The organism is Pseudomonas sp. CFII64 (assembly GCF_000416235.1).
Classification (GTDB): Bacteria; Pseudomonadota; Gammaproteobacteria; order Pseudomonadales; family Pseudomonadaceae; genus Aquipseudomonas.
The window spans coordinates 44,498-65,673 of record NZ_ATLO01000049.1 but is presented as its reverse complement, the minus strand read 5'-3'; the positions used below and the strand labels follow the sequence as shown (position 1 = coordinate 65,673).

At 59.9% G+C, this 21,176-nt stretch carries 24 protein-coding genes and 1 other RNA gene; 12 read left to right on the top strand and 13 right to left on the bottom strand.

Annotated elements, in window-relative coordinates:
• Positions 1-39: 39 nt before the first annotated feature.
• The gene (locus tag CFII64_RS23260; RefSeq protein ID WP_020293305.1) at positions 40-507 is read right to left on the bottom strand and encodes an Lrp/AsnC family transcriptional regulator; all 468 of its coding nucleotides are present in this window, start codon (positions 505-507) and stop codon (positions 40-42) included.
• A 139-nt stretch (positions 508-646) separates the two neighbouring features.
• Between CFII64_RS23260 and CFII64_RS23255 the strand changes: the two genes are divergently transcribed.
• The 5 genes from CFII64_RS23255 to CFII64_RS23235 all read left to right on the top strand — a co-directional run bounded on the left by CFII64_RS23255 (position 647) and on the right by CFII64_RS23235 (position 4,884).
• Entirely contained in the window at positions 647-994 is a 348-nt protein-coding gene (locus CFII64_RS23255) for a hypothetical protein (protein WP_044901656.1), read from the top strand.
• A gap of 107 nt (positions 995-1,101) precedes the next feature.
• Positions 1,102-2,886, top strand: coding sequence for a GspE/PulE family protein (locus tag CFII64_RS23250; RefSeq protein WP_020293303.1), 1,785 nt, complete (start codon positions 1,102-1,104; stop codon positions 2,884-2,886).
• A 203-nt stretch (positions 2,887-3,089) separates the two neighbouring features.
• Positions 3,090-4,010 (top strand): SPFH domain-containing protein, encoded by a 921-nt coding sequence (locus CFII64_RS23245; protein WP_020293302.1) that lies wholly within the window; start codon positions 3,090-3,092, stop codon positions 4,008-4,010.
• A 9-nt stretch (positions 4,011-4,019) separates the two neighbouring features.
• The gene (locus CFII64_RS23240) at positions 4,020-4,466 is read left to right on the top strand and encodes an NfeD family protein (protein WP_020293301.1); all 447 of its coding nucleotides are present in this window, start codon (positions 4,020-4,022) and stop codon (positions 4,464-4,466) included.
• 94 nt (positions 4,467-4,560) lie between these two features.
• Positions 4,561-4,884, top strand: a complete 324-nt coding sequence (locus tag CFII64_RS23235) for a DUF2388 domain-containing protein (RefSeq protein WP_020293300.1) — start codon at positions 4,561-4,563, stop codon at positions 4,882-4,884.
• 61 nt (positions 4,885-4,945) lie between these two features.
• Here the strand turns inward: CFII64_RS23235 and gcvH are convergent, their stop codons facing one another.
• The 8 genes from gcvH to CFII64_RS23195 all read right to left on the bottom strand — a co-directional run bounded on the left by gcvH (position 4,946) and on the right by CFII64_RS23195 (position 13,971).
• Positions 4,946-5,332: a glycine cleavage system protein GcvH gene (gcvH, locus tag CFII64_RS23230; protein ID WP_020293299.1), complete on the bottom strand. Its 387-nt coding sequence runs from the start codon at positions 5,330-5,332 to the stop codon at positions 4,946-4,948.
• A 45-nt stretch (positions 5,333-5,377) separates the two neighbouring features.
• Positions 5,378-6,460, bottom strand: a complete 1,083-nt coding sequence (gcvT, locus tag CFII64_RS23225; RefSeq protein ID WP_020293298.1) for a glycine cleavage system aminomethyltransferase GcvT — start codon at positions 6,458-6,460, stop codon at positions 5,378-5,380.
• A 155-nt stretch (positions 6,461-6,615) separates the two neighbouring features.
• Complete coding sequence (locus CFII64_RS23220) at positions 6,616-8,232, bottom strand: iron ABC transporter permease (protein WP_020293297.1); 1,617 nt, start codon at positions 8,230-8,232, stop codon at positions 6,616-6,618.
• 121 nt (positions 8,233-8,353) lie between these two features.
• Complete coding sequence (locus tag CFII64_RS23215; protein WP_020293296.1) at positions 8,354-9,355, bottom strand: extracellular solute-binding protein; 1,002 nt, start codon at positions 9,353-9,355, stop codon at positions 8,354-8,356.
• Between the two features lie 184 nt (positions 9,356-9,539).
• Complete coding sequence (locus tag CFII64_RS23210; protein WP_020293295.1) at positions 9,540-10,760, bottom strand: 2-octaprenyl-3-methyl-6-methoxy-1,4-benzoquinol hydroxylase; 1,221 nt, start codon at positions 10,758-10,760, stop codon at positions 9,540-9,542.
• 52 nt (positions 10,761-10,812) lie between these two features.
• Positions 10,813-12,000, bottom strand: a complete 1,188-nt coding sequence (gene ubiH, locus CFII64_RS23205; protein WP_020293294.1) for a 2-octaprenyl-6-methoxyphenyl hydroxylase — start codon at positions 11,998-12,000, stop codon at positions 10,813-10,815.
• The gene (pepP, locus tag CFII64_RS23200; protein ID WP_020293293.1) at positions 11,997-13,340 is read right to left on the bottom strand and encodes a Xaa-Pro aminopeptidase; all 1,344 of its coding nucleotides are present in this window, start codon (positions 13,338-13,340) and stop codon (positions 11,997-11,999) included. The genes ubiH and pepP overlap by 4 nt, the downstream gene beginning before the upstream one ends.
• A 76-nt stretch (positions 13,341-13,416) precedes the next feature.
• Positions 13,417-13,971, bottom strand: a complete 555-nt coding sequence (locus tag CFII64_RS23195) for a YecA family protein (RefSeq protein ID WP_020293292.1) — start codon at positions 13,969-13,971, stop codon at positions 13,417-13,419.
• A 150-nt stretch (positions 13,972-14,121) separates the two neighbouring features.
• Here CFII64_RS23195 and CFII64_RS23190 point away from each other — a divergent pair, with 150 nt between their 5' ends.
• The 4 genes from CFII64_RS23190 to CFII64_RS23180 all read left to right on the top strand — a co-directional run bounded on the left by CFII64_RS23190 (position 14,122) and on the right by CFII64_RS23180 (position 15,581).
• Positions 14,122-14,331 carry a TIGR02449 family protein gene (locus CFII64_RS23190; RefSeq protein ID WP_020293291.1) on the top strand — a complete coding sequence of 70 codons (210 nt, stop codon included), beginning with the start codon at positions 14,122-14,124 and terminating at the stop codon, positions 14,329-14,331.
• Positions 14,328-14,657, top strand: a complete 330-nt coding sequence (locus tag CFII64_RS23185; RefSeq protein ID WP_020293290.1) for a cell division protein ZapA — start codon at positions 14,328-14,330, stop codon at positions 14,655-14,657. The genes CFII64_RS23190 and CFII64_RS23185 overlap by 4 nt, the downstream gene beginning before the upstream one ends.
• A gap of 31 nt (positions 14,658-14,688) precedes the next feature.
• A non-coding RNA gene (gene ssrS / locus CFII64_RS29500) (6S RNA) lies at positions 14,689-14,867 on the top strand.
• A gap of 111 nt (positions 14,868-14,978) precedes the next feature.
• Positions 14,979-15,581, top strand: a complete 603-nt coding sequence (locus CFII64_RS23180) for a 5-formyltetrahydrofolate cyclo-ligase (RefSeq protein ID WP_020293288.1) — start codon at positions 14,979-14,981, stop codon at positions 15,579-15,581.
• A 148-nt stretch (positions 15,582-15,729) separates the two neighbouring features.
• Here the strand turns inward: CFII64_RS23180 and CFII64_RS23175 are convergent, their stop codons facing one another.
• The gene (locus tag CFII64_RS23175; RefSeq protein WP_020293287.1) at positions 15,730-15,882 is read right to left on the bottom strand and encodes a hypothetical protein; all 153 of its coding nucleotides are present in this window, start codon (positions 15,880-15,882) and stop codon (positions 15,730-15,732) included.
• A gap of 194 nt (positions 15,883-16,076) precedes the next feature.
• Here CFII64_RS23175 and CFII64_RS23170 point away from each other — a divergent pair, with 194 nt between their 5' ends.
• Positions 16,077-16,526, top strand: coding sequence for an EVE domain-containing protein (locus tag CFII64_RS23170; RefSeq protein ID WP_020293286.1), 450 nt, complete (start codon positions 16,077-16,079; stop codon positions 16,524-16,526).
• 12 nt (positions 16,527-16,538) lie between these two features.
• On the opposite strand, the gene CFII64_RS23165 is transcribed toward CFII64_RS23170, so the two are convergent.
• A complete protein-coding gene (locus CFII64_RS23165) occupies positions 16,539-16,943 on the bottom strand; it encodes a flagellar basal body-associated protein FliL (RefSeq protein ID WP_020293285.1) in 405 nt (134 codons plus the stop codon).
• A gap of 132 nt (positions 16,944-17,075) precedes the next feature.
• Between CFII64_RS23165 and CFII64_RS23160 the strand changes: the two genes are divergently transcribed.
• A complete protein-coding gene (locus tag CFII64_RS23160) occupies positions 17,076-18,053 on the top strand; it encodes an NADPH:quinone oxidoreductase family protein (protein WP_020293284.1) in 978 nt (325 codons plus the stop codon).
• Between the two features lie 3 nt (positions 18,054-18,056).
• Here CFII64_RS23160 and CFII64_RS23155 read toward each other — a convergent pair whose 3' ends face one another.
• Positions 18,057-18,683: an energy transducer TonB gene (locus CFII64_RS23155; protein WP_020293283.1), complete on the bottom strand. Its 627-nt coding sequence runs from the start codon at positions 18,681-18,683 to the stop codon at positions 18,057-18,059.
• Between the two features lie 294 nt (positions 18,684-18,977).
• Between CFII64_RS23155 and glpT the strand changes: the two genes are divergently transcribed.
• Positions 18,978-20,327 (top strand): glycerol-3-phosphate transporter, encoded by a 1,350-nt coding sequence (gene glpT / locus CFII64_RS23150; RefSeq protein ID WP_020293282.1) that lies wholly within the window; start codon positions 18,978-18,980, stop codon positions 20,325-20,327.
• Between the two features lie 157 nt (positions 20,328-20,484).
• Here the strand turns inward: glpT and CFII64_RS23145 are convergent, their stop codons facing one another.
• Positions 20,485-21,159: a gamma-glutamylcyclotransferase gene (locus tag CFII64_RS23145; protein WP_020293281.1), complete on the bottom strand. Its 675-nt coding sequence runs from the start codon at positions 21,157-21,159 to the stop codon at positions 20,485-20,487.
• Positions 21,160-21,176 lie beyond the last annotated feature (17 nt).

The window sequence follows — 21,176 nt, the reverse complement described above, 5'->3', positions numbered from 1 at the left end:
CCGGCTGAAGCCGGTCCTACGAACGCCGTCCCGGCTTCATCACCCCATCGGCAAACTCGTCGTGGATTTGATTTCAGACAGGGCCACAGTGGAGTTCACTTCCTGTATTCCCGGCACCAGCGATAGTTTTTCAAAGAAGAAGCGCTCATACGCTTCGATATCCGGCGTGACGATACGCAGCAGAAAGTCCACCGAGCCCATCAGCACGTAGCACTCCAGCACTTCCGGGAAACCGCGAATGGCGTCGGTGAATTCGGTGAAATTCGAGCGGCCGTGGGCGTTGAGTTTGACCTCGGCAAAAATCTGCGTGTTCAGGCCGATCTTCTTGCGATCCAGCAGCGTTACCTGGCGACGAATCACGCCTTCATCCTTGAGGCGCTGGATACGCCGCCAGCACGGCGATTGCGACAACCCGACCTGCTCGGCGATCTGCGCGCTAGACAGCGAGGCGTCCTCTTGCAGCAGCGCGAGTATCTTGCGGTCGTAGGCGTCCAGTTCGGTTTGCATAACAATTTCTCAATATAGGGTGTTGGCGCATTAACAATTCGAAAATAGCGCATTCACCTCGATCATGGGTCAGATATTTCTGCCGCTGCGTGCAAGAATTTCCCACATCGATTTCATGCCGCTAACCGCAGAGGCCCGCATGCCCACTCTCGAAGCCGTCAACACCTCGCAGCACCGCACCGACGTCTGGTCGGCCAACAATGCCCAATGCTGCGTGCGCTATCAGATCCTGGTCGAAGCCGAACCCGACTCGTTGTGCCGGCTGCTCAACCTGTTCGCCATGCAGTACCTGATCCCGCAACAAGTCAGCGTATTGCGTCAGGACGACTTGCTGATGGTCGATGTGCAGGTCGACCAGCTGACCTGGCATCGGGCGCAGGTCATCGGTGAAAAAATGCGCAGCTTGATCAGCGTCTGCTCGGTCGAAGTTGAGCAGGCCGCTCAAGCACACCCGACGGCTTCGCCGGTTTCTCTGGCGGCGGGCTGAGCCGCGGAAAATTTTCGCAACGGTTAAACAGACAGCGAACGCAACAACTGGCACGCTTGGGACTACTCTGGCTTCTCGTATGAGCTGAATCGTCCAAAGGAATCCGCATGTCAGTCCTCGCCTCATCAAACCAGGACCGCTGGCTGGATCTGAATGATCTGCTGCGTGACCTGGTCACTCAGGGCTTCATTGATCAGAGCAGCGCCGAAGATGCGTTGACCCTGCGGCGCACGGCCGCGAACATCCAGCTGCATCCGCTGGAGTTCATCGCTGCCCAGCAGCTTGATGACCTCAAGCGTCCAGGTCGCAAACTGGATCTGGAAACCCTGACGGCCTGGCTCGCGCAGCAAAGCGGGCAGCCGTATATGCGCATCGATCCGCTGAAGATCAACGTCGCAGCCGTGACGCCGTTGATGTCCTACGCGTTCGCCCAGCGCCACAAAATTCTCGCCGTGGCCGTGGACCGTGATTCGGTGACCATCGCCAGCGCGCAGCCTTACGTGAATGGCTGGGAAGCCGATCTGGCGCATGTCTTGAAGGTGCCGATCAAGCGCGTGGTCGCCAACCCGGTGGATATCCAGCGGGTGGCCGTGGAGTTTTTCCGTCTGGCCAAGTCGGTGAGCGGCGCCACGGCGGTCGATCAAAAAATCAGCAGCATGGGCAACTTTGAACAGCTGCTCAAGCTGGGCGCCAGCGATCAGGAACCCGACGCCAACGACGCGCATATCGTAAACATTGTCGACTGGCTGTTTCAGTACGCGTTTCAGCAGCGCGCCAGCGACATTCATATCGAACCGCGCCGCGAGCAGGGCACGGTGCGCTTTCGCATCGACGGCGTGCTGCACAACGTCTATCAATTCCCCGCGCAAGTCACCATGGCCATCGTCAGTCGCCTGAAAAGCCTGGGCCGGATGAACGTTGCCGAGAAACGCAAACCCCAGGACGGCCGGGTCAAGACCACTACGCCCGATGGCGGCGAAGTGGAACTGCGGCTGTCGACGCTGCCCACGGCGTTTGGCGAAAAAATGGTCATGCGGATTTTCGATCCGGAAGTGTTGCTCAAGGATTTCGATCAACTGGGGTTTTCCAGCGATGACCTGCGGCGCTGGGAAGGCATGACCCGCCAGCCCAACGGCATCATTCTGGTGACCGGCCCGACCGGTTCGGGCAAGACCACCACGCTGTACACCACGCTTAAAAAGCTGGCGACCGAAGAGGTCAACCTGTGCACCATCGAAGACCCCATCGAGATGGTCGAGCCGGCGTTCAATCAGATGCAGGTGCAGCACAACATTGACCTGACGTTCGCCAGCGGCGTGCGCGCCTTGATGCGGCAAGATCCGGATATCATCATGATCGGCGAAATTCGCGACCTGGAGACTGCTGAAATGGCGATCCAGGCAGCGCTGACCGGTCACCTGGTACTTTCCACCCTGCACACCAACGACGCGCCCAGCGCCATCAGCCGGATGCTGGAACTGGGCGTGCCGCATTATTTGCTCAAGGCGACGATTCTCGGCGTCATGGCCCAGCGTCTGGTGCGTACCTTGTGCCCGCATTGCAAGGCGCCGATTGCCCTGGACGAAACTGATTGGCAAACCCTCACGCGTCCGTGGCAGGCGCCCGTGCCAACCGGCGCTCACCGCGCCGTGGGTTGCGTGGAATGCCGCGATACCGGTTATCGCGGCCGAGCGGGGGTGTACGAAATCATGCTGATGTCGGATAACGTGCGGGCGTTGATCAGCGCCGACCTGGACCTCACGGCGATGCGTCGCCAGGCGTTCAAGGAAGGCATGCGCAGCCTGCGTTTATCCGGCGCGCAAAAAGTCTCCGCCGGGCTGACTACGCTTGAAGAAGTGCTGCGCGTGACGCCGCAAAGTGAGCAGCGGTGAATTCATATTCGTGGATATTCGCAGAACCCGCTGGAGCGAGGCCTGCCCGCGAATCGACCGTAGGAGCGACCGTAGGAGCGACTTTAGTCGCGAGAGCCTCAAATTGCCCTCCCGGCTAAAGCCGGTCCTACAGTCTCAGCCGGTCCACAACAAGCCTCGCTCCAACAAGAATCACTCAATCATCGCTAAAACAGGGAAATGTTATGCAAATCGGTACTGTAGTCCTGCTATTTGTCGGCCTGGCGATTGCCATTGTCTTCATGGGTTTCAAGGTTGTGCCACAAGGGTATCAATGGACCGTGGAGCGCTTCGGCCGTTATACCAACACGCTCAAACCGGGCCTGAATATCATCGTGCCGGTGATGGATCGCATCGGGCGCAAGATCAACGTCATGGAAAGCGTGCTGGATATCCCGCCCCAGGAAGTCATCACCGCCGACAACGCCACGGTGCAAATCGACGCGGTGTGTTTCTTTCAGGTGGTCAATACCGCGCAGGCCGCTTACGAGGTGAACAACCTCGAACATGCCATCCGCAATCTGTTGCAGACCAACATTCGTACCGTGCTCGGCTCCATGGAGCTGGATGCGATGCTCAGCCAGCGCGACAACATCAATGAAAAGCTGCTGCGCACTGTCGATGAAGCCACAGCGCCCTGGGGCATCAAGATCACGCGGATCGAAATCAAGGACATCAGCCCGCCCGCCGACCTGATGGCGGCGATGTCCGGGCAAATGAAAGCCGAGCGGATCAAGCGTGCGCAGATCCTCGAAGCCGAAGGCCTGCGCGCCGCCGCGATTCTCACCGCCGAAGGCAAGAAGCAGGCACAGATTCTCGAAGCCGAAGGGGGTCGTCAGGCCGCGTTCCTGGAGTCCGAAGCCCGCGAGCGTCAAGCCGAAGCCGAGGCACGGGCCACCCAAGTGGTGTCCGACGCAATCGCGGGCGGCAACGTGCAGGCCATCAACTACTTCGTCGCGCAGAAATACATCGATGCCCTGGGCAAACTGGCGTCGGCCAATAACAGCAAGGTCATCCTCATGCCACTGGAAGCCAGCCAGGTGATCGGCGCAGTCGGCGGTATCGGCGAGATCGTCAAAGCCACCTTCGACAGCAAGAAAACCTGAGGCGCGACCATGTGGGAATTCCTGCAAAACCTGTCGTTCTGGGACTGGCTGGGCCTTGGCACGGTGCTGTTGATTCTGGAGGTGTTCGGCGCTGGCGGTTATCTGCTGTGGATCGGCGTCGCGGCTGCAGCCGTCGGCATCCTGACTTTCGTGTTTCCGCACATGCCATGGACCGTGCAGTTCCTGCTGTTCGCCGTACTTTCGGTGCTCACGGCAGTGTACTGGTGGCGGCGGCAACGCAGCGTATTCCGGCCTTCCGATCAGCCCGGTCTGAACATGCGCGGCCAGGAGCTGATCGGCCGAACGTTCATGGTGCACGACGCAATCATCGACGGCCGCGGCAAGATCAAGGTTGGCGATGGCGTGTGGATCGTGACCGGCCCGGACACGGCGGCGGGCAGTCAGGTGCGGGTGATTGGTCAGGATGGGGCGATTTTGCGGGTTGAGGCAATATGAAGCCTCGCTCCAACAGAGTTCCGCTCAACGGAACTACCTGGGCCTTAAACCTATCCAACAGTTTCAGAACATCCATAGTTGGAGTATCCCCACCATGCGTCTCAAGCTTGCTGTCGCCACGTTCGCTTTGCTTTCTCTCCCGGTTGGTTCAGCAATGGCTGACGCGGGGTTCTGGCGTGATGTGATCTCCTCGGGCGCCACCACCGGTTCTACTTATCTGACGTTCAAGGACCACAAGCTGATCGTTGCCGCTCAAGACGACGCCGGCAGCTTTGTCGCCAGCGAAGGCGGCATTCGCGGCCCATTCCTCGAAGCAGCGATTCAACAGGCGCGTATCGATAATCCAGGCCTGAAAGCGACCGACATGGATCTGGCCAACGCGATCCTGGCGAAAAACCTGGTTGCCGATAACCAGTAATCGCCGATGCCATAAAAAATGCCGCTCATTGAGCGGCATTTTTTTGGGTCACGCTTCAGGCTTATTCGCCAATGGCGGCCGTGTAACCAGCAGCGTCGAGCAATTTGGCCAGATCAGCGTCAACATTGCTTGGCTTGACCTTGAAGATCCACGATGCGTACGGCGAGCTGTTCAATTCTTCTGGCGCGGAACCCAGCTCTTCGTTGACTGCAACCACTTCGCCAGCTACTGGCGAGTAGATATCCGAGGCCGCTTTAACCGACTCGACAACACCGGCAGCATCACCAGCGGCGAACACTTTGCCGATTTCCGGCAGCTCAACGAACACCACATCACCCAGCGCTTCCTGAGCGTGATCGGAAATGCCGACGGTCACGCTGCCATCACTTTCCAGACGTGCCCATTCATGGCTTTCAGCAAAACGCAGTTCGGCGGGAATATTGCTCATATAGTCATCCTCTACATCGAGTCAGCGGAAAACCCGCCAGGAAATTTAGATCAGGGTTTTGCCATGACGCACGAACGCAGGCTTGACCACGCGAACCGGATACCACTTGCCGCGGATTTCCACCTCGGCTCGGTCAGCAGTCGCCATCGGCACGCGCGCCAAGGCAATCGACTTGCTTAGCGTAGGAGAGAAACTACCACTGGTGATCTCTCCTTCGCCAATTTCTGCGATACGCACCACTTGATGAGCGCGCAAAACGCCGCGTTCTTCAAGCACCAGCCCTACAAGTTTCGAGGCAACGCCCGCGTCCCGCTCGGCTTCCAGCGCCCCACGGCCGATGAACTGACGCGCGGCGGGCTCCCAGGCGATGGTCCAGGCCATGTTGGAGACCAGCGGCGAGACATGCTCGTCGATGTCCTGCCCATACAGGTTCATCCCGGCCTCAAGACGCAAGGTGTCGCGCGCGCCGAGGCCGATAGGCGAAATGCCAGCGCCGACCAGATCATTGAAGAAACTCGGAGCCTGCACGGCGGGCAGAATGATTTCCAGACCGTCTTCGCCCGTGTAGCCAGTGCGGGCAATGAACCAGTCGCCTTCCTGTCGACCTTCGAACGGCTTGAGTTGGCGAATCAGCTCGGCGCGGGCGTTGGGCACCAACTCAGCGATCTTGCTGCGCGCGTGCGGCCCCTGAATGGCCAGCAAGGCCAGTTCAGGATGCGCGGTCAGCTGGACATCAAAGTCATTCAGATGAGCCTGCATCCATGCCAGATCCTTGTCACCGGTGGCGGCATTGACCACCAGACGATAACCGCTGTCGGTGAGGTAGACGATCATGTCGTCGATCACCTGGCCATCGTTATTGAGCATCGCGCTGTACAAGGCGCGGCCGGGACTTTGCAGCCGGGCCACGTCGTTGGCGAGCAGATATTGCAGCCAGAGTTGCGCCTGACTGCCGGTGACGTCGATCACGTGCATGTGCGAAACATCGAATACACCGCAGTCGCGGCGCACCTGATGGTGTTCCTCGACTTGCGATCCGTAATGCAAAGGCATGTCCCAACCACCAAAATCGACCATTTTCGCGCCGAGCGCGAGGTGCAGGTCAAAGAGCGGCGTACGCTGTCCCATGGGTTTCTCCTTCCGGGCGTGGCGAAGATGCGGACAGGCATGACGCTGGCATGCCCCCAATAACTCGGGGGTTTAAAGCAAATCACAGCATGCGAACAGTCTGACAGACCGCACCGATTGCGGCGCATTGTAGCCGCATGGAGGTAGACCCGCACCTACCCCGGTTGACGGGCTGAACGTCGGATTAAACCGATGACTGGCAGCAGCCCCACCAGCACCAGTGTCAGCGCCGGTAACGCAGCCCGGGCCCATTCGCCTTCGCTGGTCATCTCGAAAATCCGGACGGCCAGGGTGTCCCATCCGAATGGACGCATCAGCAAAGTTGCAGGCATCTCTTTGAGTACATCGACGAACACCAGCAACGCCGCGCTCAACGCACCCGGCACCAGCAACGGCAGGTAAACCTTGAAAAACAGGCGCGGCCCGCTGACGCCGAGGCTGCGTGCAGCTTCAGGCAGGGAAGGACGGATGCGCGCCAGACTGTTTTCCAGCGGCCCGTAAGCCACCGCAATAAAGCGCACCAGATACGCCAGCAGCAACGCCGCCAGACTGCCGAGCAGCAACGGTTTGCCCGCGCCGCCAAGCCAACTGGATAGCGGAATGACCCACTCGCGATCCAGATAACTGAACGCCAGCATGATCGACACGGCCAGTACCGAACCCGGCAACGCATAGCCCAGATTGGCCAGACTCACGCCAGAGCGAATTGTCCGGGTCGGTGCCAGGCGACGGGCGAAGGCCAGGATCAGTGCGACGCTGACCGTAATCAGCGCCGCCATGCCGCCCAGATACAGCGTATGGACGATCAATCCGGTATAGCGCTCGTCCAGATCGAAACGCCCGCGCTGCCAGACCCAGACGATCAGTTGCAGCAGCGGCACGGCGAAGGCGCAGGCAAACACCAGCCCACACCAGAACGTCGCGGCAAACGCCTTGAAACCCCGCAAGTGATAGAGCGCCTTGACCCGAGGTCGCTCGTTGGTGGGCCGGCTCGCGCCACGTGCGCGCCGTTCGCCGTACAGCACCAGCATGACCGCCAGTAACAACAGGCTGGCCAGCTGAGCAGCGCTGGAGAGGCTGAAGAAGCCATACCAGGTTTTGTAGATGGCCGTGGTGAAGGTGTCGAAGTTGAACACCGCCACGGCCCCGAAATCAGCCAGGGTTTCCATCAGCGCCAACGCGACGCCCGCGCCAATCGCCGGACGCGCCATCGGCAAGGCCACGCGCCAGAACGCTTGCAACGGGCTTTGGCCGAGAATCCGTGCGGCTTCCATCAAGCCTTTGCCCTGAGCGAGGAAGGCCGAGCGCGCCAGCAAATACACGTAAGGGTAAAAAACCAGCACCAACACGATGATCACGCCGCCGGTGGAGCGCACCCGTGGCAGGCGCAGGCCGCTGCCGAACCATTCGCGCAGCAGGCTTTGCACCGGCCCGGCGAAATCCAGCAGGCCGACAAACACAAACGCCAGCACGTAGGCCGGGATTGCAAACGGCAGCATCAACGCCCAGTCCAGCCAACGCCGACCGGGGAATTCACACAGGCTGGTCAGCCACGCCAGACTCACGCCCAACACGGTAACGCCCACGCCGACGCCAAGCACCAGCGTCAGCGTATTGCCCAGCAAGCGGGTCATCTGGGTTTCCCAGAGGTGCGACCAGATCTGCTGATCGATGGTCTGCCACGACAACAGCAGCACGCTCAGCGGCAGCAGCACCAGAGCGGCGATGGCGAAGACCAGCGGGTACCAGCGGCGTTGGGCGGGATGGGCCAAGATGGGGCCTTAAAATAGTGGGCAACTGTGGAACCGCAGGAGCGGCTTTAGCCGCGAGACTGCTCTCCCGGCTAAAGCCGGTCCTACGGGGCGCCTCGCTCCAACGGGGTTTGGCTTTAAATCAATTCCAGCCCACACGATCCATCATGCGGATCGCTTCGGCCTGACGCTTGCCGGCCACTTCCACTGGAATCGTGTCGGCCTTGAACGAACCCCAGCTCGCGACTTCCGCAGATGGCGCGACTTTCGGGTTGGCCGGGAATTCCTGATTGGTACCGGAGAAAATCGTCTGGGCTTCCGGGCCGGTCATCCACTCGACCATGGCTTTGGCGGCCTCGGCGTGCGGAGCGTACTTGGTCAGGCCGATTCCGGATAGATTCACGTGCACCCCGCGATCAGACTGATTGGGCCAGAACAGTTTCACCGCCAGCTTCGGATTGTCCTTGTGCAGACGACCGTAGTAATAGCTGTTGACGATGCCGACGTCGCATTGGCCCGCATTGATGGCTTCGAGCACCGCGATGTCATCGGAGAACACATCGGTGGACAGGTTGTTGACCCAGCCCTTGAGGATTTTCTCGGAGGCGTCGGCGCCGTGGGTTTCGATCAGGGTGGCGGTCAGCGATTGGTTATAGACCTTCTTGCCGGTGCGCAGGCACAGACGACCTTCCCAATCCTTGCCCGCCAGCGCTTCGTAGGTGGACAAGTCAGCCGGTTTGACCCGATCGGTCGAATAGGCGATGGTCCGCGCGCGCAGGCTCAGGCCAGTCCAGCTGTGCGTCGAGGAGCGATATTGCGCAGGAATGTTGGCGTCGATCACCGGTGAGGTGAACGGTTGCAGAATGCCCATCTGCTCAGCCTGCCAGAGGTTGCCGGCGTCGACCGTCAGCAGCAGGTCAGCGGTGGCGTTTTCACCTTCGGCCTTGATCCGCTGCATCAGCGGGGCTTCCTTGTCGGTGATGAACTTGACCTTCACGCCGGTCTTGGCGGTGTAGGCATCGAATACGGGTTTGATCAGCTCATCGATCCGTGATGAATACACCACTACCTCGTCGGCAGCTTGTGCGGCGCTGCCGAGCACTGTCAGTGTCAAAGCAGCCAGAAGACGCTTGCTTGCCTGCATGGGAGTGTCTCGCGTTTGTAAAATGAGGCGAAATGGTAGTGAATCCCATTTGCTATCTCAATCGAACTCCCGATTCAGGCGTTACCAGATGTTGCAGACGGCCGATGCTGATCTCGATCCGCAGGACTGGCTTTGGCCGGGAGAATGGCCTCCCGGCTAAAGCCAGTCCTACGGATGCCGTGATTCAAAGCTTGGCCAACTCCGGCAAATCCCCGCTCAAGCCCAACGCCTGACGCACGAAAATCGCCTTGGCTTCCGGCAGTTGATTGACCACTTTCAGCCCGGTATTGCGCAGCCAGCGCAGCGGCAATGGGTCGGCCTGGAATAGACGTTCGAAGCCTTCCATGGCCGCCATCAGCGCCAGATTGTGCGGCATGCGGCGGCGTTCGAAGCGGCTTAGTACACGCACATCGGCCAGCCGCTCGCCGCGTTCGGCAGCATGCAGCAACACTTCGGCCAACACGGCAGCATCCAGGAAACCCAGGTTCACGCCTTGCCCGGCCAGCGGGTGAATGGTGTGCGCCGCGTCGCCGATCAACGCCAGACCTTCGGCCACATAGCGCTTGGCATGCCGTTGGCGCAGCGGCACGCACACGCGCGGATCGGCGCTGAGCACCGGGCCGAGTCGCCCTTCGAAGGCCTGTTCCAGTTCGCGGCAGAATGTTTCGTCGTCCAGCGCCATCAGGCGTTCGCCTTCGCCGGGCGTCACCGACCAGACGATGGAACACCAATGCTCGCCTTCACGCTCCAGCGGCAGGAAGGCCAGCGGGCCGTTGTCCGTGAAGCGCTGCCAGGCGGTCTTGCGATGGGAGTCGGCGGTGCGCACGCTGGTGACGATGGCGTGATGCAGGTAATCCCATTCGCGGGTTTCGGTACCGGTCAGGCGTCGCACGGCGGAGTTCGCGCCATCGGCGGCCACCACCAGCGGCGCGCGCAACAGGCGACCGTCCGCCAGCGTCAGCAGCCAGTCATCACCGGAGCGGCGCATCTGTTCCAGCCGCGCATTGGCGAGCAGGCCGATATCGCTGTCGTGCAGGCGATCAAGCAACGCATCCTGCACCACGCGATTTTCAACGATATGACCCAGCACTTCGGCGTGAACACTGGACGCGGAAAAATGAATCTGCCCCGTGCCGCTGCCGTCCCAGACCTGCATTTCGCCATACGGACTGGCGCGGCGGCTGGCAATGCCATCCCAGGCGCCGAGACGTTGCAGGATGCGCTGGCTGGCGCCCGACAAGGCGCTGACCCGAGGCTCGAACGCCGCCTGCGAATCGAACGGTTTGACGTCCAGCGGGCCGCCGTCGAGCACGATGATATTCAGGCCGCTGCCCTGCAACGCCAGCGCCAGAGCGCTACCGACCATTCCGGCCCCGACAATCAGCAGATCTGCGCGCGTTTCCATGCTTTAAATCGTTCTCGCTTGCGGCGTCAGCCGGAATTTGGAAAGAGGTGCGTCAGACATCGGAGCGAGTCCCCAGCCCCATGGCCTGACGCGCAAACCAGCGCTTGGCGCCCGGCAACAGGTCCAGCCCCAGCAGCCCGAGGTTGCGACCGGTCGCGACCAGTGGTTGCGTGCTGCCGAACAGGCGTGTCACCTGATCGGAAAAACCCACCGTCATCTGTTGATCCAGACGCTGGCGCTCGCGATAAGCCAGTAAGGTCGGCAGGTCACCGGGCAGCTTGTCGCTGGCCAGCAGGGCTTCTGCCAGCGCATGCGCATCGCGCAATGACAGGTTGAAACCTTGTCCGGCAATCGGATGCAGGCTGTGGGCGGCATTGCCGAGCACCACCAGATGCGAGCGCACCTGTTCTTCGGCTTCGATCAGATTGAGCGGGTAAACATGCCGCGCGCCGACCTGACGCAAGGTGCCCAGGCGATAGCCGAAGACATTTTGCAGTTCGCTGAGAAAAGCGCGGTCGTCCAGCGCGGCGAGACGTTCGACGTCTTTGCCGGTGCGCGTCCAGACCAGCGCACAGCGGTTTTCCGGCAGCGGCAACAGCGCCATCGGACCTTCGTCGGTGAAACGCTCGAACGCCTGGCCGCAATGGGCTTCGCTGGGCGTGATGTTGGCGATCAGTGCGCTCTGGTTGTAAGGCCGCTGACGCACCCCGATACCCAGTTGCTCGCGCAGGCTGGAACGGCCGCCGTCAGCGAGCACCGCCAGATCGCATTCCAGTTCGGTTTCGTCGTCCAGCGTCAGGCGATAGCCATCGGCCAAGGCCTGCATGTGCTTGACCTCGGCGGGCACGCGCCAGCTGACCACGCTCTCGTCCAGACCGCGCCACAGGCATTGGCCCAGCCAGGCGTTTTCCGCCACGTAGCCCAAGGCCGGCACACCTTCTTCAATGGCCGACAAACGCGCTGCGCCGAAACGACCGCGATCCGAGACCAGGATTTGCCGGATCGGCTCGGCGCGACGGGCGATGTCTTGCCATAGGCCAAGGCGTTCATAGATTTGCCGCGCGCCGAACGACAGCGCCGAAGAACGCGCGTCGTAGCTCGGTTGATAAGTGTTGCCGGGGGCGAAGGGTTCGATCAGCACGATCTTCCAGCCCCGCGCCTTGGCACCGGCCTGCAATGACAAAGCGAGACTGGCGCCCACCAGACCACCGCCGACGATGGCGAGATTGAAACGACTCATGCGGCCCATCCCGGTTGATTTCGGGCTTCGGCCATCAGCGCCTCGATGGCGGCAACAGTCTTGGGCACGCCATCGGTAAGAATGTCACAACCTTGTTTGGTCACCACAACGTCATCCTCGATTCGCACACCAATGCCGCGCCATTTCTTCGCGACGTTCTGATTGTCCGGGGCAATGTAGATGCCCGGTTCGACGGTCAGCGCCATGCCGACTTCCAGCACGCGCCATTCACCGCCAACCTTGTAGTCACCGACGTCATGCACGTCCATGCCCAGCCAGTGCCCGGCGCGGTGCATGTAGAACGGTTTGAAGGCTTCGTTGACGATCAGTTCGCCGACGTCGCCTTGCAGCAATCCCAGCTCGACCAGCCCGGCCGTGATCACATGCACCGTCGCTTCATGCGCCTGATTCCAGTGCTTGCCCGGGCCGATGGCGGCGAAGGCCGCTTCCTGGGATTTGAGCACCAACTCGTAGATAGCTTTCTGCTCCGGGGAAAACCTGCCGCTGACCGGAAAAGTGCGGGTGATGTCGCTGGCATAGCAGTCAATTTCACAACCCGCGTCAATCAGCACCAGATCGCCATCCTTGAGCACCGCGTCGTTTTCCTGGTAATGCAGGATGCAGGCGTTGCGGCCCGAGGCGACGATGGAGCCGTAAGCCGGCATCTTCGCCCCGCCTTTACGAAATTCGTAATCCAGTTCGGCCTCAAGGCTGAACTCGTGCAGGCCGGCGCGACTGGCTTGCATGGCTCGCACATGGGCGCGGGCGGAAATCTGCGCAGCCTCGCGCATGACCTTCACTTCTGCCGCCGATTTATACAGGCGCATGTCATGCAGCAGATGATCCAGCGCAACAAACTCTTTCGGCGGTTGCGCGCCCAAGTGCGCCTTGGAGCGGATCACGTTGATCCAGTCCATCAGATGGCGGTCGAACTCCGGGTTGCTGCCCATGGCCGAGTACACCCGGTCGCGGCCTTCGATCAGGCCCGGCAGGATGTCGTCGATGTCGTTGATCGGGAACGCATCATCGGCGCCAAAATCGCGAATCGCGCCTTCCTGTCCGGCTCGCAGGCCATCCCACAGCTCACGCGCAGGATTGCGCTCGCGGCAGAACAAGACGTACTCGCCATATTCGCGGCCGGGGATCAGCACCACCACGGCTTCAGGTTCCGGGAAGCCGCTCAGGTATTGAAAGTCGCTGTCCTGGCGGTAGACGTGCTCGACATCGCGGTTGCGAATCGCCACGGCCGCGGCGGGCAATATCGCGATGCTGTTGGGTTCCATCTGCGCCATCAAGGCCTTGCGTCGACGAGCGTATTCCGACTTGGGGATATGGATCATTGGCAGGCGGGTTCCCTTTTGGAGCGTTCGGTCAAGGCGCAATTTCAGCCCTGACCGAGCCGCCGGTGATGAACAATCAGTGCAGTGAAGGTTTCGGCGCGGGTGCTTCGGGCTTGTTGCACTCGGTGAACAGCAACAGCGGCGCGACGCGCAGGTATTCCATGACTTCCATGTAATCGCTTTCGCCGTCTTCGGACTCTTCCAGCGCATCCTGGACCTGGGAAATCGCCGCCAGATCCTGCAACACTTCCATGGCCTCGCCACTAATGGCATTGTCACGGGCAGTCAAACCGAAACCGGCGAGAAAACCCTGGCACCATTGGCCCAATGCGATAGCGCGCTCACCGAGCGGCTCGTCATCGCCGGGCAATAGCAGCACAACGGTCATGTCGTCGCTGGTGAGTTCGCCCTTGACCATTTCCTGCAGACCGATCAAGGCCTGACGGACGTTGTCTTCGGGCGCGGAGCCGAGTATTTCGGTGGCGTCGATCAACCAGCCTTCGTTTTCGAAGCCTGCACCGGCGCAACTGCGACCCAGTAACAGGCCATGCAGCTCGGCAGGAGAGACAGGATGACCGCTGCTGGCAAGCAGGGTGGCGAACGCTTTGTACGGGGAATTCTGAATGGGCATGGGTAACTAGTCGCCAAACGGCGCAATGTCTAGAATGGAGGTCTTGTATCCTAGACTAATCGCGCAACAAGATCATCAAGGCGGCCGTCCAAGGCTGTGGCTCAAAGCCAGCTCCTGTGCCACTCATCAGAAAGTATTCAGTGGAAAACAATGGAAGACACCGACCTGCAAGCGCTGATGGCCCGACTAGAATTACTGATTACGCGTGTCGAGCAACTTAAACGCGAAAACGGAATCCTATTAGCTCAGGAAAAGTCCTGGCGCGAGGAACGCGCTCACCTCATTGAAAAAAACGAAATCGCCCGGCAAAAGGTCGAGTCAATGATTTCGCGCCTCAAGGCCCTGGAGCAAGACTCATGAGCAACGGCAATAACGTTACTGTCCAAATCCTCGACAAAGAATATTCGATCATTTGCCCTCAGGAAGAGCGCACCAACCTGGTCAGCGCTGCGCGTTACCTGGACGGAAAAATGCGTGAAATCCGCAGCAGCGGCAAAGTTATCGGCGCCGACCGTATTGCCGTAATGGCCGCGCTGAACATTACTCACGATCTTTTGCATAAGCAGGATTTGCCTGACGTGCAGACCAGCGGCTCGACTCGCGAGCAGGTCCGGGACCTGCTTGATCGCGTCGACCTGGTGCTCTCCACAGACGCGGATTCGGCACCGGATGCACCTCGAAGCTGAATGTTGCGAAGAGTTTCGGGTATACTTGCGCCGCTCCCTGGAGTGCTTGCCAGTCGGTCATGTCCCTGAGCCGATACGCACAACCACGGGGGTTGCACGTTGGGGTTGGTGTGCATGTCCGCTTGACGGAAAGCCTTAAAACCTCCTGCAATCTCCACCTTGAACTTTCGGGTTCAAGGGCTACACCGACAGCGGTTCGTCGGGGAGCACCCATTCTGTCTGCCGCCGGTTTTGCCCGGCGTCGACAACCCCGAGATCGTCGCCCTGACGACTCAATCCTGGTTCAACCTTCAATGGATCAGCCTGCATGACCCTTCTCTCATGACCTGCGAAGCGCCACTCACCCGCCAGCAATTGCGTCGTCGGTTACGCAAGGCGCGGCGTGCCTTGAGTGCCAGTCAGCAGCGTGCAGCGGCTCGCGGACTTTATCGTCAGTTGGCGCAGCATCCCTTGTTTCGCCGCGCCCGGCATATTTCGCTGTATCTGCCCATGGATGGCGAAATCGATCCGCGTCTGTTGCTGCGCGCCGCCCAGCGTCGCGGTAAAGCCACGTACCTGCCGGTGCTCAGCGCCTGGCCGCGAACCAAGATGGTTTTCCAGCGGGTCAGGCCCGGCGAAAAATTCAAGCCCAATCGTTTTCGCATCCCCGAACCGCGCATCAATCCCGCACGCCAGCGCAAGATCTGGGCGCTGGACCTGATTCTGATGCCGTTGGTGGGTTTCGATGACGAAGGCGGGCGACTGGGCATGGGCGGCGGATTCTATGATCGCAGCCTGGCCTATCGCGCCCGTCGAAAAGCCTGGCAGAAGCCGGTTTTGCTGGGATTGGCGCATGAATGTCAGAAGGTCGAACGACTGGCGCAAGCCAGTTGGGACGTGCCGCTCGATGGCACTGTTTCGGATAAGGGCTGGTATCTGGCGTGAGAAGGCGAGCACGGGACCTGAACTGACCTGTAGGACCGGCTTTAGCCGGGAGAGCACGGTCTGACGACGCAGCTACTGCGGATGCGCTGGCCTCCTCCCGGCTAAAGCCGGTCCTACGGAACGCGTCAAGCCCGCCCAACAATGGGAATCAATGCCGCGAAGGATACTTCTGCTGCTGTTGGGTAATTTCCACTGGCGCGTCTGGCTTGCTGGCCCACAAACTTTGCGCATAACCCGTCGTCACGACACCCAAGCCGAACAAAATGACCAAAATCCACAGTAAATCCGGCTTGCGTTTCATTGATTGCCCTCCGTCGGCAAATCAATACGATGTCAGCAGCGGTTTTTGTATAGGCCGTGCAACAGCGTGGTGCTTAAAATCCCGGCATTCTCCGACAACACGGGCAGACACGCAAACACTGACGTCAGCCAACCGTCGGTTTATCCGTAAAGTGTCTGACAACCTGTCCATTCCCCTTTTCAGGAGCACGAAAAATGGCCTACTGGCTGATGAAATCCGAGCCCGATGAGTTCTCTATCGCGAATCTGCAAAAGCTCGGCACAGCGCGCTGGGACGGGGTTCGCAATTATCAGGCACGCAATTTTTTGCGCGCGATGGCGGTGGGCGACGAGTTTTTCTTCTACCACTCCAGCTGCCCGGAGCCAGGCATTGCCGGGATCGGACGGATCAGCCAGGCGGGTTATCCGGACCCCACTGCGCTGGATGCGCAAAGCCACTACTTCGACGCCAAGGCCAGCGCGGAAAAAAATCCGTGGACGGCCATCGACGTGACCTTCGTCGAAGCCTTCCCGAAAGTGCTTGGGCTGGGTTACCTGAAACAGCAAGCGACACTTGAACAACTGCCGCTGGTGCAGAAAGGCAGTCGCTTGTCCGTCATGCCGGTCACCGCCGAACAATGGGCGGCGGTTCTGGCATTGCGCTGATTGGCCTGCGGATTATTGAACGATGAAGTTGTTGAACAGCAAGTCTTCAACCACGGGCTTGCCTTCTTCGTCCGTCATGACTTGCTGAACCTGCTTGAGGGCTTCCTGACGAATCTTTTCCTTGGCTTCGGCGCTGCTCATGCTGTCGACGGTCTGCTGGGTGAACAGCGCCACCAACTGATTACGGATCAGCGGATCATTGCGTTTCACGGCGGCTTGCGCTTCCGGGCCGGTCACGCGCAAGGCGATGTCAGCTTTATAAACTCGCAGTTTCGGCCCGCCGTCCAGTGCGTAGTTGCCCACGAACGGTGGCGTCAGCGAAACATAAATGGCCTTGGGCGCCTCGCCCTCTTTGGCTGCTTCCTGCGCCATGACGGGCAGTGACAGGGCCAACAACATCAGGATCCACGCTTTCACACTCCACTCCTTATCCGGTTTGGCGCATAGGTTACTGCAACTTATGCAGGCTTATCAGGCCGGGCCATGCTCATTGACGCAAAAACCCACATACCTGAACGTATCGGCCACAAGTCCAAAAGGAATAGTCCGATGAAAGCCTTGCTGTGCAAAGCGTTTGGCCCCGCCGAAACCCTGGTGCTCGAAGACATCGCGAGCCCGGAAATCAAGAAGAACGAAATCCTCCTGAATGTCCACGCCGCCGGGGTCAATTTTCCAGACACGCTGATCATCGAAGGCAAATACCAATTCAAGCCGCCATTTCCATTCTCACCGGGCGGCGAAGCCGCGGGCGTGGTGTCGGCGGTTGGCGAAAAAGTCACCCATTTGAAAGTCGGCGACCGCGTCATGGCCCTGACCGGCTGGGGCAGCTTCGCCGAACAGGTCGCCGTGCCGGGCTATAACGTCCTGCCCATGCCCGAAGCCATGGACTTCAACACCGCCGCCGCGTTCAGCATGACCTACGGCACCTCGATGCATGCGCTGAAACAGCGCGCCAACCTGCAACCCGGCGAAACCTTGCTGGTGCTCGGCGCGTCCGGCGGAGTCGGTCTGGCGGCCGTGGAAATCGGCAAAGCCATGGGCGCCCGCGTCATCGCCGCCGCCAGCTCGGTTGAAAAACTCGCGGTCGCGAAAAACGCCGGCGCCGACGAACTCATCAACTACAGCGAAACCCCCCTCAAAGAAGAAATCAAACGCCTCACCAACGGCAACGGTGCGGACGTCATCTACGACCCGGTCGGCGGCGACCTCTTCGACCAGGCCATCCGCTCCATCGCCTGGAACGGCCGCTTACTCGTGGTCGGCTTCGCCAGCGGCCGCATCCCCGAACTGCCCGTCAACCTCGCGCTGCTTAAAGGCGCTGCGGTGCTCGGCGTGTTCTGGGGCTCTTTCGCACAACGCCAACCGCAAGACAATGCCGCCAACTTCCAGCAGTTGTTTGGCTGGTATGCGCAAGGGAAATTAAAGCCGCTGGTTTCGCAGGTTTACTCACTGGAGGACGCGGGCAAGGCGATTGATTCGTTGGGGCAGCGGCGGGCGGTGGGGAAGGTGGTGATCTCGGTTTCATGATTCCTATGGGCCTGGCAACAACTGCGCTATCTCCTTGGGCAACAACCCAACCATTCGGCGATCCGGGTGGTTTTCGCAGTCTTTAACGATTCGAGGAACTGCTGTTTCCAGCGTCGAGAACAGCGCCGTTCTCGTCGCTTCGTCAGGCACCCTGAAGCGCGTATAGCTTCCCGCCAGATACGCCCTGGTATGCCAAAACACGTCCACCTCACTCAGCGGCTCATTGGGGAAATCCCGTTTGCTGGCGTGGACTTCGTGATTGAGGTACGCGCACAGGGTGTTTTCCAGGCCGACTGTTATTTGCGGCGAGAACGGCTGCAGTCCTCGCGCACCAAAAATTATCGGCACTACGATCTCGACGCTCGAAGGTTTGCCCTCAATCACTTCCCATGGCCGATACCGCCATTTAACCACCGCCCGCTGCGCAGCCTCGGCGAATTGCGGATGGCTGCTTTCGATGATTCTGGCGCTTTGGACGGCGCCGAAGGCGCCCACGGTCAGGCTGACCAGCACCTTGCCGGCGTGTCTTTTCTTGAGCAGCTTTTGCGGGAATTCGGGTTTCGGCGTGGAAACTGGAATCAGCAGTGCTTCGCGGGCGTGGGTCGCGAAGGAGAACAATAGAAACGCCATAAACGCCAAAACCTTCACCGCCACGTCCTCGAATGATCCGGACCTGTCGAGGTGACAGGCAGACGGCGATGGTAGGCGCCGACCAGCAGCGGCAGAAGGTCATGATTTCCTATTCGGATGTAGGAATGCTCCTAATTCTGAGACATCCGCTTACACATCTCTTCATTGTTCATAAAACAACATTAGATGAATCGATTCACCTGCTAATTCTCGGACGATAAGCACTGCTTTTTTCTGTAATGAAAATGTAATATTCGCTTTCGCGCAGAAAAACAAAAAAATGGAGAGACTTCGATGTTTGCCTTCTTTCGTCCCGCCGCACACAAGGCTCCGTTGCCTGAAGAAAAAATTGATAGCACCTATCGCCGTCTGCGCTGGCAGATTTTCGCAGGCATCTTTTTTGGCTATGCGGGTTATTACCTGCTGCGCAAGAACTTCTCGCTGGCGATGCCTTATCTGATCGACGAGGGTTACACGCGGGGTCAGTTGGGCGTGGCGATGTCGGCCATTGCGATTGCCTATGGCTTGTCGAAGTTTCTGATGGGGATCGTTTCCGACCGTTCGAATCCGCGTTACTTCCTGCCATTTGGCTTGCTGGTTTCAGCGGCGGTGATGTTCGTGTTCGGCTTTTCGTCCTGGGCGACGTCCAGTGTCACGATCATGTTTATCCTGCTGTTCATCAACGGCTGGGCGCAGGGCATGGGCTGGCCGCCGAGCGGACGGACCATGGTCCACTGGTGGTCGCAGAAAGAGCGTGGCGGCGTGGTTTCGGTATGGAACGTGGCGCACAACGTCGGCGGCGGTTTGATCGGGCCGTTGTTCCTGCTGGGTCTGGGCTGGACCAACGATTGGCACGCGGCGTTTTACGTACCGGCCGCTGTAGCGTTGCTGGTCGCGGTGTTTGCGTTTGCGACCATGCGCGACACCCCGCAATCCATGGGCTTGCCGCCTATCGAGCACTACAAGAACGATTATCCGGAAGGCTATGACGACAGTCATGAAAAGGAATTCAGCGCCAAGGAAATCTTCGTCAAGTACGTGCTGCGTAACAAAATGCTGTGGTACATCGCGCTGGCCAACGTCTTCGTTTACCTGCTGCGCTACGGCGTACTGGACTGGGCGCCGACGTACCTGAAAGAAGCCAAGCATTTCACCGTCGACAAGACGTCCTGGGCGTATTTCCTCTACGAGTGGGCCGGTATTCCGGGCACGCTGCTGTGCGGCTGGATGTCGGACAAAATCTTCAAGGGCAATCGCGGCCTGACCGGCGTGGTGTTCATGGTGATGGTGACCATCGCCACGCTGGTGTACTGGCTGAATCCACCGGGCAACCCGACCGTCGACATGATCGCCCTGGTTTCCATCGGCTTCCTGATCTACGGCCCGGTCATGCTGATCGGCTTGCAGGCACTGGAACTGGCCCCGAAGAAAGCTGCGGGCACCGCTGCGGGCTTCACCGGCCTGTTCGGCTACCTGGGCGGCTCCGTCGCAGCCAGCGCGCTGATGGGCTACACCGTGGACCACTTCGGCTGGGACGGCGGTTTTGTCCTGCTGCTGATTGCCTGCGTGATGTCGATCGTGTTCCTGCTGCCAACGCTTTGGCATAAGCAGGTGGCGAGTACGACGCGTGAGGCGGTGGCTTAAAGCGAGCGCTGCACTATCTGTTGGAGCGAGCGGGCGGCATTCGGACTTGCCCGCGAAGGCAATGTTTCAGGCTCAGAAGGTCCGGTGTATGTACCGGCCCTTTCGCGGGCAAGCCTCGCTCCTACAGAATCGGTAGTAGCTTGGACAATTTCCCGACTCAAACGACGTCACACACCCCCCAACACCGCTTCAACCGCGCCTCCAGATTCAGATCCGGCATGGCGTGGCTGCGCAAGGCGTTGGCGGTTTGTTCGACGTAGTCGCGGGTGGTGCCGTAGCGTCCGCTGGCGCTGGCCAGCACCTGGCTGAGCACGCTGTCCGGCAGATTGCCTGCGTAGCTGGGCAGGTGACGTTCGAGCACGAAGCCCAACGCTTGAACCCTCGTGCCGTCTTCCAGGCGGCAGCTGAGCCAGTGCGGGCGATACGACGGAAAGGGCATTTCCCGTTGCCATAAGGCCAGCAACGACTCTTCGAGATTTTCTTCCGGCAAGCGATAGGCAAACCCGCTGCAGGAGCCGCCGCGATCCAGGCCGAATACCAGCCCCGGCATTTCCGGCGTACCGCGATGTTCATGGGACCAAAGATACAGGCCGCGATGATAGCCATGCACTCGGCCGCGCTGGCGCTCGATGGCAGTGCATTCAGGTTTCCAGATCAGCGAGCCATAGGCGAACAGCCAGACCGGGCCGCCTTCGTGCTGGGCCATGGTGCCGCGCATCGAGATCATCAGTTGTTCGCGGGTCAGCTGCGGCCCGAGGTCGATTACCGGTGGATAGGTCAGCCCGAGGCCATCATGTACCGCAGCCACCAAGCCGTTGATTTTATTTCCCATTTTGCCCCCCTGGCGAA